Origin of the sequence: Butyrivibrio sp. ob235 (assembly GCF_900109475.1) — a bacterium.
Taxonomy (GTDB): Bacteria; Bacillota; Clostridia; order Lachnospirales; family Lachnospiraceae; genus Butyrivibrio.
In genome coordinates, this window is record NZ_FOBE01000020.1 from 24,371 (window position 1) to 43,044 (window position 18,674).

At 43.5% G+C, this 18,674-nt stretch carries 12 protein-coding genes; 3 read left to right on the forward strand and 9 right to left on the reverse strand.

Annotated features, from left to right (window positions below; all coding sequences use genetic code 11):
• Positions 1-79 precede the first annotated feature (79 nt).
• The 4 genes from BMW61_RS13675 to BMW61_RS13690 form a co-directional block, all read right to left on the reverse strand.
• The gene (locus BMW61_RS13675) at positions 80-895 is read right to left on the reverse strand and encodes a response regulator (RefSeq protein ID WP_091822927.1); all 816 of its coding nucleotides are present in this window, start codon (positions 893-895) and stop codon (positions 80-82) included.
• Positions 892-2,169 carry a sensor histidine kinase gene (locus tag BMW61_RS13680; protein ID WP_091822929.1) on the reverse strand — a complete coding sequence of 426 codons (1,278 nt, stop codon included), beginning with the start codon at positions 2,167-2,169 and terminating at the stop codon, positions 892-894. The genes BMW61_RS13675 and BMW61_RS13680 overlap by 4 nt, the downstream gene beginning before the upstream one ends.
• A gap of 709 nt (positions 2,170-2,878) precedes the next feature.
• The gene (locus BMW61_RS13685) at positions 2,879-4,909 is read right to left on the reverse strand and encodes a M56 family metallopeptidase (protein WP_091822931.1); all 2,031 of its coding nucleotides are present in this window, start codon (positions 4,907-4,909) and stop codon (positions 2,879-2,881) included.
• A gap of 57 nt (positions 4,910-4,966) precedes the next feature.
• On the reverse strand, positions 4,967-5,326 hold the full coding sequence (locus tag BMW61_RS13690) for a BlaI/MecI/CopY family transcriptional regulator (RefSeq protein WP_091822932.1): 360 nt from the start codon (positions 5,324-5,326) through the stop codon (positions 4,967-4,969).
• Positions 5,327-5,520: 194 nt separating this feature from the next.
• On the opposite strand from BMW61_RS13690, the gene BMW61_RS13695 reads away from it, so the two are divergent.
• Complete coding sequence (locus BMW61_RS13695; protein WP_175475211.1) at positions 5,521-8,451, forward strand: amino acid permease; 2,931 nt, start codon at positions 5,521-5,523, stop codon at positions 8,449-8,451.
• A 661-nt stretch (positions 8,452-9,112) separates the two neighbouring features.
• Here BMW61_RS13695 and BMW61_RS13710 read toward each other — a convergent pair.
• On the reverse strand, positions 9,113-11,998 hold the full coding sequence (locus BMW61_RS13710) for a response regulator (protein ID WP_091822941.1): 2,886 nt from the start codon (positions 11,996-11,998) through the stop codon (positions 9,113-9,115).
• Positions 11,999-12,219: 221 nt separating this feature from the next.
• On the opposite strand from BMW61_RS13710, the gene BMW61_RS13715 reads away from it, so the two are divergent.
• Entirely contained in the window at positions 12,220-12,447 is a 228-nt protein-coding gene (locus BMW61_RS13715) for a hypothetical protein (RefSeq protein WP_022762411.1), read from the forward strand.
• Positions 12,448-12,463: 16 nt separating this feature from the next.
• On the opposite strand, the gene BMW61_RS13720 is transcribed toward BMW61_RS13715, so the two are convergent.
• Positions 12,464-13,330, reverse strand: a complete 867-nt coding sequence (locus tag BMW61_RS13720) for a TraX family protein (protein WP_022762410.1) — start codon at positions 13,328-13,330, stop codon at positions 12,464-12,466.
• A gap of 212 nt (positions 13,331-13,542) precedes the next feature.
• Here BMW61_RS13720 and BMW61_RS13725 point away from each other — a divergent pair, with 212 nt between their 5' ends.
• Positions 13,543-15,099, forward strand: coding sequence for an alpha-amylase family glycosyl hydrolase (locus BMW61_RS13725; RefSeq protein WP_091822943.1), 1,557 nt, complete (start codon positions 13,543-13,545; stop codon positions 15,097-15,099).
• An 85-nt stretch (positions 15,100-15,184) separates the two neighbouring features.
• Here BMW61_RS13725 and BMW61_RS13730 read toward each other — a convergent pair whose 3' ends face one another.
• The 3 genes from BMW61_RS13730 to BMW61_RS13740 all read right to left on the reverse strand — a co-directional run bounded on the left by BMW61_RS13730 (position 15,185) and on the right by BMW61_RS13740 (position 18,671).
• Positions 15,185-15,478, reverse strand: a complete 294-nt coding sequence (locus tag BMW61_RS13730) for an STAS domain-containing protein (protein ID WP_022761603.1) — start codon at positions 15,476-15,478, stop codon at positions 15,185-15,187.
• 150 nt (positions 15,479-15,628) lie between these two features.
• Complete coding sequence (gene preA, locus BMW61_RS13735) at positions 15,629-17,128, reverse strand: NAD-dependent dihydropyrimidine dehydrogenase subunit PreA (protein ID WP_091822946.1); 1,500 nt, start codon at positions 17,126-17,128, stop codon at positions 15,629-15,631.
• Positions 17,129-17,225: 97 nt separating this feature from the next.
• Positions 17,226-18,671, reverse strand: a complete 1,446-nt coding sequence (locus BMW61_RS13740; protein ID WP_091822948.1) for a TrkH family potassium uptake protein — start codon at positions 18,669-18,671, stop codon at positions 17,226-17,228.
• Positions 18,672-18,674 lie beyond the last annotated feature (3 nt).

Sequence of the window (18,674 nt, forward strand, 5' to 3'; positions counted from 1 at the left end):
ACCGTGTGTCTGATCGTCGCATTAGAATCTCCCCCTCACCGGAAATCTTAATGTTGTAATAACTATATCACCGACTGTCCTACAAAATGTCGTCAAGATATCCTTCGGTTGCACTCGCCCAGGTATAGGAGTTCATGTACTCTCCCCTGAAGCTGTCAATTGCTTCCTTATCTTTATCCAGAAACCGGTACAGGTCGCAGTCGATTTTTTCAGGTACTATTCGCATAAGCCCGGGCTGAGTCTCAAAGATGTCCGATATATTGTACTCCTCTAAAGTGTCCTTGAGACTTCTTATAATTGTGTCAAAGTACTTCTGCTTAGCTCTGTCATAGTCATCATCTTCCCAGAGAATATAGAATAAATCCTTACGAGAGATGAATTGTCCACGGCGATCGACGAGACATGCAAGGAGCTCTTTTGCCTTCGATCTCTTAAAAACCACCGGTTTATCATCGACCAGAATATTGAAAAATCCGAAAGTCTCAACCTTGATTTTCGAAGGTTTACTCTCGCTGTCTTTAGCGGTCACTCCTGCAGCAGACGGTCCCAGCGCATACTCAATCTCGGAGAGAAGTCTGTCATATCCGATGGGCTTAAGAAGATACCCCGACGCATGCATGGTATACGCATCAACAGCATATTCTGAATATCCCGTCAGAAAAATAATTTTGATATCGGGACACCTGTCCTTGATATTTGTCGCAAGCTCAAGTCCACCCATCTCAGGCATATCTATGTCAAGAAGCGCCAGCTCAGCGCTGTCGGACTCAAGATATTTCAGTGCGTCCAGTGCATTGGAAAAAGCTTCCACATTATCGAATTTTTTTGTTTTTTTAACAAGTGAAACCGTCCTTGAAAGAATCAGCTCCTCATCATCTACACATATTGCTTTCATAAATCTTCCCTTATAATCGGTATCTTTATAGTGACGGATGTTCCTTCGTCGATCACGCTGTCAATTACGAAGGTTCCTCCCGTCATGTCTATGATACGGTCGCGTACATTTTTTACTCCTATATGATCTCCGTTCATGCTATCCTCGATCATCTTATCCACATCAAATCCCTTACCGTTATCGCGAATAGAGATAACATGAAAATCGTCCTCACGGAAAGTGCTGACGGAAACCCAGCCATGCTTTTTACCTCTTACTCCGTGGCGAATAGCATTCTCCACCATCGGCTGAATCGTCAGTGGCGGAACTAAAAAGTCATCATCCTCTATCTCATAATCTATTCTTATGGAAGGGAAACGCACTTCCTCAATGTCTGAATAAATCTTCGTGTGCTCTATTTCTTTTTTCACCTGAATGAGTGATTCCTGATTGAGCGAGTTGATGTTCTGCCTCAGGTACATCGCAAATTCCTCGATGACCTTAGACGCTCTCTCCGGATCGATCTCCGTCAGCGCCTGTATGGTTGAGAGTGTGTTGAATAAAAAGTGCGGCTGTATCTGGGACATCATGATTTTAATTCTCTGTTCAGCTTTAAGAGAATTTTCATGCTCGCGCACAAACTGGAGATGCAGCCAGATATAGAAAAATACGGTACTCTCAGTCATCGCCACTGTCAAAAAGGATATTTTGGGGCCAAACCCCAGCGAAAGATCCATTGCAACGGCAATTGCAACATTTACGGAAATGATAATCGGTACGATACTCTCTCTGTGCCTAATTCCACGATATCTTATCAGGGTCCCTGCCACGAACCAAAGCACCATAAAGAAACTCACCACAAAAATAATGTAATTCAGCGGTCCTCTGTGCCAATGCCCTGCACTGTCATAGAAGAACACCCAGGGCGCAAAAAGGCTGGATAAGCATAAAGCCGCATTTGCAATAATGAGAATCTTCAGCAGCTTTAATCCTTTTTCATTTCCTGTAAGTTTTATAAAGTGATACAGCACTATTGTGCGCATAATATAACCGGCCGCCGATATCAGTGTATTCCATAGTCCCGGTGCACTCCTATAAAGCACCTCTCCATAAGCCTCGCTGATTTGCGGTTCAACAAGCAAAAAGGTCACAAGCCCTAAGATTGTATAAAGACTGATCCTATGCTCTCTTTTTATATATGGATCAGCCAGCACCGCAAAAAACACCCCGAGGAGTTGCAATATAAGCGTCATATTGAGCGCCACAATAATCTGTATGTTGGAATCTGTAGTCAAATAGTTGTCCTTCCTAATATATGTATTCGAGTATCGTGCTGATTCTTTTTTCTTATTATTCCAGTATCAGCATCTGTTCTGAGGTTTCATAGTTCCATTATTGATAACCCCTTGATATACCTGGAAACCTTCCAAACACCATTTTACAACACCATATACAGTATCACTAGCTGTCCTACAAAAGGTCGTCACAAATTTTTTATGTTATTGTGATCATGCCATGATATTTGGATTTCCGACTTTTTCTGGGTATTCCCCATTGTTCTCTAAACCAAGATATCTCTATTTTTCACTTTTTCTTGGTATTCCCGAATCTTCCTCATGCCAAGATATTTCCATTTTTAATAATATCTTGGTAATGCCAACTATTTTCCATACCAAGATTTTTCAGTTCTTCAAGTTATCTTGGTAGTATTTTAAAATTGCCGAGCCCAAATATGCTTGATTATATGAAAATCTTGGCATTCAGGCGTTCTCGATGTACCCATATTATCTTAGTTTTACAAATATCTTGGCATCCCAAACAAATATCATAAATTTCAATAGGCTCACAACAAACACTGTGATTCTCTGCCGACTTATTATTGTATGCACGCATTTCAATAAAACTTTCAATAAAAAACAGGACGTAATATAGGAATATCAAGATTCCCACTTGCGTCCCGCCATATCTTCATAATAGCTCTTATTCTCGTGAATCTGCCCCACATTACTCACCATCCAGTACGGATTTATTCTCATCTATATATTCAGCAGAATCCACGTCGCCTTCATAAGGCAGATTCACTGTCTCGGCATCGGTGTCCTTAGTGTACGGAAGATTCGTCACGCCCTCACCGGCTGAATCGCCATCCTCTTCAGTAAACTCATATCCGGTTTCATCATTATAATTCGGATAGCTCAGCTTACCGTAATTGCTTATCGGAAGATCCATCCTGGGCACATAGATGCTGTCTTCACCAAAGGGTTGTATCATCAGAATGTCCAGGAACTTATTTTCTTTAAAGAACTTGACCGAAACAACTACTCCTTCTCCATTATCAGCACCTGTGCCAACGGTAACAAGCGATTCATCATCCGAGAGATTCAGAAGATATCTCGCAGCTTCTGCCGGATCAAACAGCTTTGCGTAGAGCCCATCCTTATCTTCCTTCGCATTTTGATTGAGATATTCTCCGAAGCCGTTCTTCACGTAATCGATGTACTCATTATCGACACTGTTCAAATAATAAGCATTTTGGAAGTCCTTGAAGGATGAAATCTCATAGTAGATGTCCATATGCTCTTCGACTACTTTGTAGTCTCCGTTCTCATCTTCCGCAATCTTAATCTTTTCTATCCATACATAAACATGGGGCTCGGAATCTGTCGCCAGATAGTGAAACTCTGCCTCGGTCTTGGAATCATCTGTGAAATAGCATGTGGAAAAAGCACTCTTACCAAGCGTGGAAACCAAAGGCCAGGGACTTGACCAGCCAAAGGTGGCACCATCATCTTCTTTAGAAAGCAGGCCTTCCCTTATTAGTTTTTGCTGAACAGATTCCGATGAAAAGCTGATAATCTTGTCTGCATCTCTTGCAATAAAAGCGTCGGCCCAATTCTTGAGTAATCTGTCCTTCGCATCATTTATAGAATCAAAATCGGCTGTACTCCCTGTCACTGAATCAGCTTCATTTTCGGATTCGGAATTCTCACTTACATCGGCTCCGGCCATAGCGACATCGCTCTCAGCAGCACTTGTCAGAAAGCAAGTCGAAAGCGCTCCGCTAACTACAACCAGAAGAAGAATAAGCCAGAAGGTCGGCTTTTTATAATTGAATATCTGCTTAACTCTCGTGCCAACTCCAACCTCGCCGAAAGCAAGCGGATAAGCAAGCACCATCCTCTGATGCGTACTGCAAAGAAGAAGCGCATTCGCATAGGATTTCTTCTCATCGAGAGACATACGGCTAATAACCTTCTCATCACAGGCAAGCTCAATGTCCTTGCAGAACAGAATATAGGAAATCCACACCAGCGGATTGAACCAGTGAATCGCAAGAAGAAGGAATCCAAACTGCTTGCGGAGATGGTCTCCTCTTCTGATATGTGCTCTCTCATGTGCGATAACATTTCTTGTGGTCTCGCCGTCAAGCCCCGAAGGCAGATATATTGCAGGACGAACTATTCCCAATATAAACGGAGTATCGATTTCGTCGCAGATATATGCTCTGTCCACGCCCTCCATTTTTATAGATGCGCTCGTCTTCTTTTTTATAGAAACAAAACTGAACACCGCATAGCCAATAACAAGAAGCATTCCGAACAGCCAGATCATCTGAAGTCTTATGAAAAGCTCATTCCACAAAAGACTCCCCGAAGTGCCTGTGCTTCCTATACTTGTAGTTGTAATTTCCTCAGCCGGAAGATATTCTTTCACAGTTTCCTCAGCCGTGCCTGCAGCATCATCACTGCCAACATCTCCATCAGCCTGAAAAACATGGGTTGTAACTTCTGTCCTATAACTTGTACTCCTTCCGCCATCGGCATAGGGCTCAATCACATTACCTATATCCGGTAAAAATCCGATCTTCGACTCAATCTGAAATGGTATAACAAGCCTCAGAGCAACAAGCGCCCAGAGCACTCCCATAAACCATTTCGGCGCCTTCTTAAGCGGAATCCTTATAATAATTACTGCCAGCATCAGAAACACTGCAGCTGCGCTCATCCCTATTATCCTGATAAAAATTGTCCCCATACACACTTCTCCTCTAGCCCAAATCAAATACCGGTCATCAACTTCATTAAGTCACTGTCAGTCCTTCGCCCCATCGATTATCTTCTTTATCTCATCAATCTCTTTTTTAGAAAGCTTCTGTCTCGATGTGAATGCAGCCAGAAACGCAGGAAGCGATCCCCCAAAAGTCTCTTCCACAAACTCCTCACTCTTTTTCGTATAAAAATCCTCTTTGGAAATCATGGATGTAACAGTGCCATCCACGTTTTGAAACAGGCCCTTTTCGCAGAGCTTTTTTAAAACCGTATAGGTTGTGGACTTTTTCCATCCGAATGAATCAGCACACAGCTTCACCAGTTCGCCCGATCCCACGGGCTCTTTCTCCCAGATAAGCTCTGCAAACTGCATTTGAACTTCCCCTAATTCTACAGCCATGATATCCTCCTTTATGTTAGTCTATTCTCAATCGACCTCATATCTATAGTCTATTTGCAATAGACCATTCTGTCAACCATTTTTCGCAAAACTTTTTATCGATATTTAATGCTCAGTTTATCATAGGTTTATCAGCTTGGTGGATAATTATAATATGCAGATATTGTCGAATCTTTTAAGGAAAAATGGTGAGCGAAATGAAACCAACCAATACGAAAAAATCCGCATCCATGCTCCAGAAAAATCTGTCTCCGCTAAATGTGTGGGCCATCTCCTTTGGCTGCGCTGTCGGCTGGGGTGCCTTCATAATGCCGGGAACAACTTTCCTTCCCATAGCCGGACCTCTCGGTACGATAATAAGCATGCTAATCAGCGCTGCAATTATGCTGATAATCGGCGTCAATTATCATTTCTTGATAAACCACTCACCTGATGCAGGCGGAGCCTTTACCTATGTTCGAACGAATCTTAGTTATGATCACGGATTTCTCTGCTCATGGTTCCTTGCGATTGTTTATATTTCAATCGCCTGGGCAAATGCCACGGCACTCCCGCTGATCTTCAGATATTTCATGGGAAAAAAATTTCAATTCGGCTTCCATTATCAGATTGCAGGCTACGATGTATATTTAGGCGAAGCTCTCCTGTCCGTCTTTGCAATACTTCTAATAGGCGGAATTTGCTATGCCGGAAATAGAATTCCCGGTATTGTACAGACCGTCTGCGCCTTAATAATGATTGCGGGAATCACCGTAATTTTCATAGCTGCAATCTTCCATCTTTCAAAAAACGGCTTCAATATAGAGCCTAATTATCCCCCCGGCAAAATACCGCTCCTTGGGATGATGAATATTATTGCGCTATCTCCATGGGCTTTTGTTGGCTTTGAGTCCATCTCACACGCCTCAGAGGAGTTCAATTTTTCAACTAAAAAATGTCTTCCGATTATTATTGTTTCTGTGTTACTCAGTGCTTTTTGTTATATTGCCCTCACACTCGTTGCCGCATCTGCACCCAAAAAGCCATATGGGGACTGGTTTTCATATATAAATAACCTTAGCAGATTTACCGGAGTCAATAGCATTCCTGTCTTTAATTCAGTAGAAACAATCCTTGGAAAAAGTGGTATCAGATTTCTCATTCTTACAATAGTAGGGGCATTGTTCACAGGAATCCTCGGCAACATGTTTGTACTATCAAGGCTCATGATGTCCATGTACAGACAGAATATGCTCCCCTCCTGGTTCGGACATTCCGACAAAAAACACATTTCCAAAAATATTATTCCGTTTATCGTTCTTATTTCATTACCTATCCCCTTCCTCGGAAGAAGTGTTATCGGTTGGATCGTGGATATAAGCTCAATAGGCGCCTCAATTGCGTATTTTTATATTTCACTGGTAGCTTTCAAAATATCAAAGGATGAGAAAAATTATATAGTTACAACTACCGGCACAATCGGAATGCTTTGTTCCGTCTTTTTCTTTATGTACTTCATTATTCCCAGTTTTTCATCAGTATCAACTCTTTCCACGGAGTCCTACCTGATTCTTGTTATCTGGAGCGTCCTTGGTTTCATCTTTTTCCGCTACATCTGTCGAAAGGATGACGAGTGGCGATTCGGTAGTTCCACTGTTGTATGGATAATGTTTCTGTTTCTGATCTTCTTCACCACTTCGGTTTGGACAAGACAGATTACGGACACAGCCACAAATACTGTAGTGGAAAATCTCCAGGACTATCACAACCATGCTTTTGATCAAAACGGAATAAGTCAAACTCCGGAAGAAAAAGCACATCTTGATGCATTTCTTGATGAACAAATGACTATAATTAAAGTTTCACAGATGAAAGAAAGTACGATTGAAAATGGTCTGATTATCATCACGCTTATCATCGTCTTCAGTTTATATGCCGGTTTAATCAACAGGCAGAAAAAGACGGCCGAGAACCTTGTAAAAACAAAGAACAAATTCCTGTCCCACATGTCACACGAAATTCGAACTCCCGTCAATTCCATCATGGGACTTGATGAGATGATTCTTCGCGAGACCTCTGATGACACTATTCGAAAGCAGGCTTCCGAAATACATGTTGCCGGCAATCTGGTAGTCTCTCTGGTCAATGATCTGCTTGATTTTTCTCTGATTGATTCGGGAAATCTGGAACTTGCAGAGACGGAATATGATTTTCCACAAATGGTCAACGAAACGATCAAATCCTCGAGACGCCTGGCTGCAGCAAAGGGCCTGGCCTACGAGGTTCGGATAGATCAGGACATGCCGCGAAGGTTGTACGGTGATGTTGTCAGGCTGCGCCAGATATATCAGAATCTTTTGTCAAATGCCGTAAAATATACCAATGAAGGAAAAATTTCTCTGATTATCAATTTTACAAAGTTGGATGATGAAACGATATCCATGATTTCTTCCATAGTAGATACAGGTATCGGTATCTCCGATAATGATAAAAAGCGCATGGCGAACTCCTTTGAGCACTTAGGTGACAGGAAATCACTGAACATGCAGAACATAGGTCTCGGTATGAACATCATTCGCAACCTTCTTTCCCTGATGAAAGGAAAGCTGGAGATGGAGAGCGAATCCGGACTTGGTTCCAACTTTACTTTTACCGTTAAGCAAAGGGTAATTGATTGGGCTCCCATCGGATCCAACGCGCTCCAGGAAGAAATTCTTCCCTGGACCAAGGAGACCTATCGACCTCTGTTCACCTCCCCTAACGGGCGTATTCTTATCGTGGATGATAACGAGACTAATATTACTGTTTTCAAGGGGTTGTTAAAACAAACTCTCCTCACGATAGACACCGCATCAGACGGCTACGAAGGCCTTAAAATGTCTTCGAAAAATGAATACGATCTTCTTATCATAGATCATCACATGCCCGGAATGGACGGTGTTGAGATGCTGAATACCCTTAGATCTTCTGCGGACAATCCAAACAGAAAAAAGCCCTGCATATCGGTTACCGCCAACGCAGGCGTGACTGCGCGCGACGAATACCTTAAACTGGGCTTTGATGATTACATGTCAAAACCTGTCCCCGGCAAATTCCTCGAAGAAATGATCATGAAGTACATGCCCCCCGAAAAGATTATCGCCAACTAAAAACTTCACATAATACAATAGAATCCCGCTCAGCCGTTCTCATCAGCGCTGGCGGGATTTCGTTTGTCAAATGCTCCGCCTCCAATGGCCTTGGCCCCCCATGCAGCCCGATGGCTCCGAGGCAGAGACCATATGCTCATTTTCACCGTCAATTGGCTCAGAACATTCATCAGGCTCTTTGTTTTCTTTAATTCATGCGTGGGACAAAACTCAAAACTGTTTGCGAAAGCCACTAACGTCCTTAAGACTCTTTTGCAATTTATTCTGAGCTTTGAATTTTCTTATGCTCACATAGCAGATTTTAAGTGCATGCGAGATAACGAGCTTTGAAAAAGCGATTATATCGAGCATGCACAATAGAAGAAATCTGCGTGAGCATTAGAAAATTCAAGCGAGTGAATATAGAAGCAAAAAGTCTTAAGAACGTAAGTGGCTCTAAGCAAACATTTCTCAAACATGTTGTCCCACGCATGATGACAAACCAAGAGCCTGATGAATTTCGCCAGATGACGGTTCATCTGAGCATATGGTCTCGGCCCCGGAGCCATCGGGCTGCATGGGGGCCAAGGCCATTGGAGGCGGAGCATGCCATGAAATATAAAATCCCGCCAGCGCTGTAAAAAACGACTAAGGCGGGATTCTTATTTACTGTGTGAAGTTTTTAATTGTGCGGGTGATCCGTGATGAGGCTTTCGAGTGTTTCGAATATTATGTCGGGTTCAACGGGTTTACTCAGGTGGGCGTTGAGGCCTGCTTGGAGGCTTCGCTGTACGTCCTCGTCAAAGGCGTTGGCGGTCAGGGCGATGATCGGGATCTTCTTGGCATCGTCCCTGTCAAGAGCTCTTATCGCAGCCGCTGCGGTGAGTCCGTCCATCTCGGGCATTCTCATGTCCATCAAAATTGCGTCATAGTACCACTCAGGGTGGGATTCAAAGAACTCGACCGCAATTTTACCGTTCTCGGCATAGTCGACTTCAATCTTCCTCATGTCAAGAACCTTCATCATAATCCTGGCATTAACCATTATATCCTCGGCCAGAAGAACCCGTCGTCCCTCAAGCTTAACCTTGTCTATGCGGGCTGAATTTTCCATATTCTTCTTAACCAATGCTTCCTTGAACTGATCAAGAATAAAGACTGAATTAAGCGGTTTTGAGATAAAGCTGTCAACGCCTGATTCCAATGCCTCCTGAAGCACATCATCCCACTGGAAAGAGGTCAGGATGATTATCGCAGAATCATCACCGATTATCTCCCTTATCTTCTTTGTGGTCTCAATACCGTCCATCTGAGGCATCTTCCAGTCCATAAGAATAAGATTGTACAGTTCTCTCCTTGCATGGCGAAGCCTTACCATCTCCAGTGCTTCCTCTCCTGAGTGTGCAATCTCCGAGGCTATTCCCACCTTCTCAAGCTCAAGCTTTGCATGTTCGCATGCAAAATCGTCATCATCAACAACAAGTACAACCATCTCCTGCGGATTTATCTCATCTCCATCCTCAGCTGTGTCCACTCTGTCGGAGTCCATCAGAGTAACAGAGACAACAAACGTTGTACCTTCTCCCTTTTTGCTTGTAACCTCAATTTTACCATTCATCATCTCGACGATATTCTTGGTTATTGCCATACCAAGGCCGGTACTGCCGTACTTGTTGGTACTGGAAGCATCTTCCTGTGCAAAGGGTTCAAAAATCTTCGGAATAAATTCCTCATCCATTCCGATTCCAGTATCCTTCATGGTGAAGGTCAGGGTTGATTTCCCGTCAAACCTTGCCGTTCGCTCGGTTACAAGACTCACCGTACCGTCCTTTGGTGTAAACTTAACCGCGTTGCCAAGGATATTTATGATGACCTGCTTCAGCTTCATGTCATCGCCGATATAGTATTTATCAACATCTCCGACTATCTTGCTCTCAAACCTAAGTCCCTTGTCGTTGCACTGACTTCCGATAATCGTATTGATCTGCCCCAATAATTTAATGAATGAAAATTCCTCATTTTTCATCGTCATACGTCCCGACTCGATCCTGGACATATCAAGAATGTCATTTATTATCTTAAGCAGATGATTCGCGGAGCTTTCAATCTGCTCAAGGTAATCCTTGGTTTTTTCAGAGATATCGGGGTCGCTCAGGGCAATCCTGTCGAGCCCTATGATGGCATTCATGGGCGTTCTGATCTCATGACTCATATTTGACAGGAAAACAGTTTTCGCTTTACTTGCTTCCTCAGCAACCTGTAGCGCATCACTAAGAGCCTGGCTCTGATCGAGGGATCTTCTCATCTCCATATCAACGTCGGTAAATCCCACTCCAATAGAATGAACGATGTGATCGTCCCTGTCTTCAGCCCTTCGAACACCTGCTATTCTAAGCATCTCGTAGGACTCAACTCCGTTTCTGGAAACCAGATATCTGAAAGCTATTATCGGTTCGCTTTCAAGATTTTTCCTAATAACCTCAGGTGATATAAATTCAAGGAATCCGGGCCTGTAGCTCTCAGCAACATAATCATTCGCATACTTTGTAAAGGTCTCGCTGAAAATAAAGTGCTCTCCTTCACCAAGGCCATTTTTTATATTTGAATGCTCTCTGAAGCAGACGCCTTCATCCTTGTCCAGATTTACATAATAGACACTTCTGTAATCCGCAGCCAGAGCCGTGATCATGCTGTTTGCACGTCTCTGTGCATGATCCATATACTCACTTATATGACCGCGAACCTCGTGGATTTTTTCACTGATTTCCTTGATATCATCGATGGCATCGGTGCTTGCTTTTTTCTTTTCAGGTTCTATCACTGCAGGCTCCGAAACTGTCTTATCCGTTTGAGTCTGAAGCTCACGAGTAATGTCATCAATATCGGAAGCAAGATCATTTATCTCAACGCTTAGCTCTCCAAAGCGCTTCCTTACTCTTCCCATGGCAAAGGCAACAAGCGCAATACCGACAATCAATGATGAGACAATATTTATCATGGTGACCCTTGCATATTTTGCAAGCTCGTCATCATACCACTTTGCAGAAAAGTCCACAGCAACTATACAGGCAACTTTTCCCTCCGAATTAAATACCGGACTGTAAGCACTGTAAAAAGTGCCCCATTCATCGGTATATGGTTCTTCATCTACCATAGGGGTTCCAAGACTCGCCTCGTATAGGGCATCGGTGTATACAACCTCCGCTCCGAAAGGCGCAGGATCAAGAATTGTGGGATCTATTGAAAACGTGAATTTGCCGTTTCCATCGTCATTGATGCAATAGATATATTTGAGCTCGATGCTGTCTCTGAAGGCACTCAGCCTTTCCATCTGGCTGTTGTACTCAGGAGTTCCTGTATCCGCCGGACTAATCGATTCCATGATATCTCCGTCGAGCAGTGCCGCAGCACTGTTGGCGATGTCCAGCATTCTCTCATTCAGGATCGTCTTAATCGATTCCCGGGATTGCCTCATCATAACATAACCCATCAGAGCATCTCCAATGAGCAAAATAGCTGCCACTATTAGTATAAGTTGCATTGTGAGGGTAATCTTTTTTTGTTTCATCGACACTCCTCTGCCCGCATAGTTACGACATCATAGTTTTATGATAATTCGATTTTATGGTATCACAATAACAATGACAATTCTATTAACTAGGTATTAAAAATGGCTTAAAAAAGGGATTTATGGATTCTATTTGACTATGTTTTGGTGTTAAAATGAAATTGAGAAAATGTTTCTGATATTTATATTTTTTTGATAAAAATTTTTGAAGGAATTTGCCGATGATCCCAGTTCCGTTTATGGCTTCAATAGCCCTCATGTCCGTCATTTTTGACGCAATAATTGTTATAGCCGAGCTGCTCTTCTTTCTTGTGCTTGTCAGATTTTTATTCTTCAGCGGAGATTTCAGGCAGTTCAGTATCTTCGCCAAGATAATCGAAATCATCTTCGTTATCATGGTGCTTCTTATTCTTGTTGCCCTTTTCCTGACGATGGCAAGGTTTGAATAGGATTGGAAGTACATTCTCAAGGCATCAGTTTTCCCATATAGCATCTGACAAGATATATCAGGCACAGATGAAGCGGATAGAATGCATAGAAAGCATACTTGAAGCGTCTTGTTATTGTGCCCGGACGGCCGCTGTATAGCATGATCAAAAGAAAAGCCGGAAGGCTCCACGCCTCTCCTCCCATATTCATAAAAAACAGATATCCGATGATACAGGATATTTTCCTGCTCCTTCTAAAGACATAGAAAATTCCGATGAGGCAAACTCCCCACCACCTGTAATCCGACTGAATTACCTGCGTCAGAATGCAGCCTGCTGCCAAGGGCGCCAGGTACAGAAGTACATGAAAAGGACTTGCCGCAGAAACTCCAAAGGGTGAAGTCGGATCTTCTTCAAAAATCATATCTTCCACGTATTTCATCATCCAAATCGAAATCAGCCCGACAAGAAGTGTAAAAAACACATTACACTTGGTAAGAATTATCTCTCTGTTTGCGTTAAAAACCGCTACAAGATCAAGTGAAAAAACATCCTGTTTTATCTTCACTGCATAATCGAAAAACGGCTCGGAAATGATACCGAATATAGCAAGATTACGCAGATATTTCGGCACACTCCTCGTATGCGCAAGTCCCTGCGTGAGCATAAAACAATAGATGGGAAAAGCCTGCCTTCCCACATGTCTTATCCAGTAATATATCTCCGCATTATGATCAAAATCACCGCCAAAAGGGTAGAATCCACCCTTAATAAGATACAGTAAAATTCCGGCTCCAATGTGATCTATAAGCATTGTGATAACCGCTACAATTTTCAGAGTACTCGCATCAAACCTGGGAAGCGCTTCTGCAAGTTTCTCCAGTCTGTTATATAATTCATCCATTGATTATTATTTCCCCCGGGCAAAACCTTTATATCCATCTATTATATCAGAACTGCTGCCCTCCCTCAGATATAATTTCACGTTTCCTTATTTGCATGTTGAAATCTACTTCACAGATATGTAATAATGTAAAAAGTTTAGGAAAACGTTTTTCTAAACATTTCTATTGGTTTTGGTGTTCGAAAAAAACTAACTAAACGAGGAGGGCTATCATGCCGGCATGGTTAAAAGACGCAGTATTTTATGAGATATATCCGCAATCCTTCAACGACACAAACGCTGACGGAATAGGCGATATTGAAGGAATTATTGAAAAACTTGATTATGTGAAAGGGCTTGGCTGTAACGCGATATGGCTTAATCCACTTTTCGATTCACCCTTCAAGGATGCGGGCTACGACGTGCGCGACTATAAGAAGGTCGCAGAGAGATATGGAACAAATGAGGACCTTGTCAGACTTTTTGACGAAGCTCATAATAAGGGCATAAAGATTCTTCTTGATCTGGTTCCCGGACACACCTCCGAGGAGCACGAGTGGTTTAAGAAAAGCTGCGAGGCTGACAGAAACGAATATTCCGACAGGTACATCTGGACCGACGGAGCTTTTTGCGGAATCGCCGGTCACCCCTACATCGGCGGTGAGGCTGAGCGTGACGGCTGCTATATGCTTAACTTCTTCAAGTGTCAGCCTGCGCTCAACTATGGAGTGCTGAATATCACCGAAAAATGGCAGCTTCCCACAGATCATCCTTCCTGTATCGCAACACGAGAAGCCATCAAGGATGTAATGCGCTTCTGGCTGGATAAAGGCTGCGACGGTTTCCGCGTGGATATGGCTGACTCTCTTGTAAAAGAGGATGATGAAGTTAAAAGTGCGACCGGAGCTATCTGGACAAATATCAGAGAGATGCTGGATGCGGATTACCCTGAAGCAGCTCTTGTTTCCGAGTGGTGTAATCCCAAGTGTGCCTTGAAATACGGTTTTCACGCAGATTTCTATCTTGATCATCACGGAAATGGCTACAATGTTCTCGTTCGCGACTGTGAGACAGAAGGCTGTGACCACAGCTACTTTAAGAAGGATGGCGGCGACGGACCGCAGCGATTCCTTGCGGACTACCTTCCCCGCTACGAGGGTTCCAAAGACTATGGCTACATAAGTTTTATCACCTGTAACCACGACACTCCCCGTGTCACCAAGGCACTTGATATTTCTGAAATAAAGCTTGCCTATGCATTTTTCTTCACAATGCCCGGCGTGCCTTTCCTGTACTATGGTGATGAAATAGGTATGCGCTATCTAGCTGATGTTCGCACAAAGGAAGGCGGTTTTCATAGGACTGGCTCCCGTTCTCCCATGCAGTGGGATGCTTCCGCTAAAAACTTCGGCTTCTCAGAAGCTTCTTCCGAGATGCTCTACATACCGCAGGATTCTTCTGCAGATGCGCCTTCTCTTGCAGAAGCGGAAAGTGATCCCGACTCCATACTTCACACAGTAAGAAGTATCATCGCTCTTCGTCATGAATACGAGGACCTTCAGGCCGACGCACCTTTTGAAGTAGTCTATGCCAAAGAAGGCGAGAGAGTTTTAGTATATAAGCGCGGAAATCTTCTTATTGCAGTTAACCCTTCAGGTGAAGCTGTGAAGATTCCTGTTTCCGAGCTTGACTCTATTTCCTGCAGTAACCTCATCTACGGCATCGGTAAGGCCGATTTCTTAGAAGATGAGCTTGTTATTGGTGCCCAGAGCTTTGGCGTGTGGGAATAAAATTTGGGGATAATTTTTCAAATTAAAAGGCTGTGTACTCAAAAAGTACAACAGCCTTCATAAATCAAATAATTATAGGATTCCCTTACTCTATTGTAAGAATATCAACAAAACCTGTTACCTCAAAGATCTCGCTGATCTCTTCGCTTACATTCTTAATAACCATGCTGCCCTGCTTATTCATAACCTTCTGAGCTGACAGAAGAACTCTTAAACCAGCAGATGAAATATATTCAAGATCCTTGAAATCAAAAGTAAGTTTCTCGACGCCATCAAGATTCTTAACTTCATCATCAAGCTGCGGCGCAGTAGTGGTATCAAGTCTTCCTCCGAGTGCAATAACCAGATCGCTTCCGCTTGCTTCCTTATTTATTGTCATAGCAAAACTCTCCCTTCATAAAAGAAATTCTTGAATAAGTCATTATTCTATACTTCATTATTATACATCCATCATCGGTTTTTCAACACTAAAATTATTATAAAATGCTAATTATATCATTTTATTATTTGATAAGTTTTTATTATAATCTTATGTCGCACGATTTATTCTCTTCTTCGAAGGAACAATTGCATTCTGCGGGCAGACAAGGCGGCAGAGATGACATCCAACGCACTTGCTTCCGTCAAGCTTGGGTTTTCTGTTCTCAAAAGAGATTGCCTGATGACCACCGTCGTTACAGGAAATCACGCATCTTCCGCAGCCTATACACTTTTCGGACTCGAATCTAGGGAAAAGAACCGAATCCCTCTCAAGTACATCCGTGGTATCACTGACGCTGTCAAGGCCTGCACCGATTATATCCTTGACGGAATTTATGCCCATCTGGTTCAGATAATAATTGAGGCCGTCCTTAAGCTCATCGATAATCCTATAGCCGTACTGCATAACCGCTGTGGTTATCTGTATTGAGCCTGCTCCCATCAGGATGAATTCAAGAGCATCTCTCCAGGTCTCGATTCCTCCCATTCCGCTTATGTGAATGCCCTTAAGCATGGGATTCTGACCGATCTCCGAAATGAATCTGAGCGCAATGGGCTTAACCGCATTGCCGCTGTACCCTCCGATAGCTGATTTTCCTTTGACCGCCGGGGCTGAAACAAAGGTATAAGGACTTACCCCGATTATACTCTTTATCGTATTTATGGCTGCTATGCCATCCGCTCCGCCGCGAAAAGCCGCTTCTGCTGCGGGGCTCATGGTTGCCACATTGGGAGTCAGCTTTGCAAGGACAGGAATATTGGCGCCTCTCTTTGCCGCAGCGGTGTATTTCTCAACCAGTTCCGGAATCTGCCCGATATCCGAACCAAGCCCGTCCTCCTGCATATTGGGACATGAAAAATTGAGCTCTATGGCATCCGCTCCGTTCTCCTCACAGAGCCTTGCCAGTGATTCCCACTCGTCCTCATCCTGTCCCATTATGGATGCCAGAATGAATTTCTTTGGATACCTCTCTTTCAGCCTTCTGAAAATCTCCATGTTTTCAGCAACACTGTGGTCCGATAACTGCTCAATATTCTTGAAGCCCACTATGCTTCCGCTATCCCCTGTAATCGCCGAGAATCTAGGTGAAGCCTCATGAATATCAAAAGAGCAGATAGTTTTAAAGCAGGCTCCTGCCCAACCGGCTTCGAAGGCTCTTGCACACATATCATAGGTCGATGCCACCACCGATGACGACAATAGGAACGGATTCTCAATCGGTATTCCGCAGATGTCACACTGAAGACGTTTGTAATCCTCAGGCACATCAATCTCCGCCTCAGGTGCGACCACCTTATGTAAAGTCGACATAAGTCTCTGTATCGGAACCCTGCGGGAACTGATACAGGCATCTTCACAGTGTGCATCACACTTTGCACAAACATTATTCTCCGGAAGGTTTAGTGCTGCGATATCTGCATTGTCAAACCAAATATCAAAAAGCGCTTTTCCCGGATCCATCTTCTTACATGCCTTGGTGCACGGCGGATCTTTGCACAGCACACAGGCAAGCATGTCTTTTCGATTAATATAATTTTCCGGCAGCATAATTTCCCCCTCAATAACGTTAATTCGTTATCTCAATTATACTACCGGACTTATATTCACATCTTTAAATCGTCACTATTTTATTTTTATTTTATATTTATCTCTTGGCCCAGGTCCTGGGTGATAAGAGAATCAGCATCGGCAACAGCTCAAGTCTTCCTGCCAGCATATCAAACATAAGAACAATCTTGGACAGATCGGAATATGCGCTGAAGTTTCCTGTAGGACCGACCATTCCAAGGCCGGGACCGATGTTGTTAAGTGTCGCAGCCACCGCCGTGAAATTCGTTTCATAATCAAACTCATCAAAGGAAATGAGAAGGATTGAAATAATGAAAATCACCACATACATACTAAGGTAAGCAGATACCGACTTCACAACCGTAGAATCTATCGGATGTCCGTCCATATACACCTTCTTGACTGACTTCGGATGAACAATGTAGATCAGCTCATTTTTCAGGGCTCTTATCAAGATGACGAATCTGGAGAGCTTGAAGCCACCGCCCGTTGAACCCGCACAGGCTCCAAGGAGCATCAGACACGCCAGAAGAGTCTTACAAAGCTGAGGCCACTGATTGAAATCCAGAGTTGCAAAACCTGTCGTCGTCATCACTGATGCCACAGTAAAAAGTGAGTGATGGAAGGATTCAAAGGGAGTTGCAGTCACACCGTTTCTATAAATCATGAATGCGATAAGTGAAGCGGATCCGAACATCAGCACCAGATAGAGCTTAACCTCATCACTTTTAATAGCTTCCTTCGGACGCAGCGTTATCAAATAGTAGTATACGTTGAAGTTGATACCACACATGATCATGAATATGGTTATGACTATCTGTGATGCTGTTGAAAAATCGTTGGCGCCGCTGTTTGTAATGCCGAAACCTCCGGTACCAACCGTAGCAAAGGTTGTTGTCATAGCCTGATACGGATTAAGTCCCGTGATCATAAGCAGGATAATCTGAGTTACCGTAATACCGATGTAAATCAGGTAAAGAATCTTGGCAGTGTCGCGAACCCTCGGTACGATTTTTCCTACAGAGGGGCCCGGGCTCTCCGCCCTCATAAGGTGCATGCTATAGCCGCCTCCCATGGGCATGATAGCAAGGATGAACACCAGCACACCCATACCGCCTACCCAGTGGGTGAAGGTGCGCCAGAACTGCACACTGTAGTACATCTCAACGCTTGTGAGAATCGTAGATCCGGTCGTTGTAAAACCTGAAATCGTCTCAAATACAGCATCCACATAGCTGTCGGTTACTCCCGAAAGGACAAAGGGAAGCCCGCCGATCATACTTATAAGAATCCAGGTCAGGGCTGTGGATACAAAGCCCTCTCTGGCATAAATTGCAACATTCTTCGGCTTGAAATGTGCGCCGATGGATCCGACTGCAAGGCACGCCATAATAAGTAAAAAGAACATGCGGGCACAGCCGTACTCTTTATATATGATCGCCACAATCAGCGGCAGCATCATGAGAATTCCGGTTATCTGCAAAACTCGTGAGAGCAGAAAACGGATCATCTTATAGTTCATACA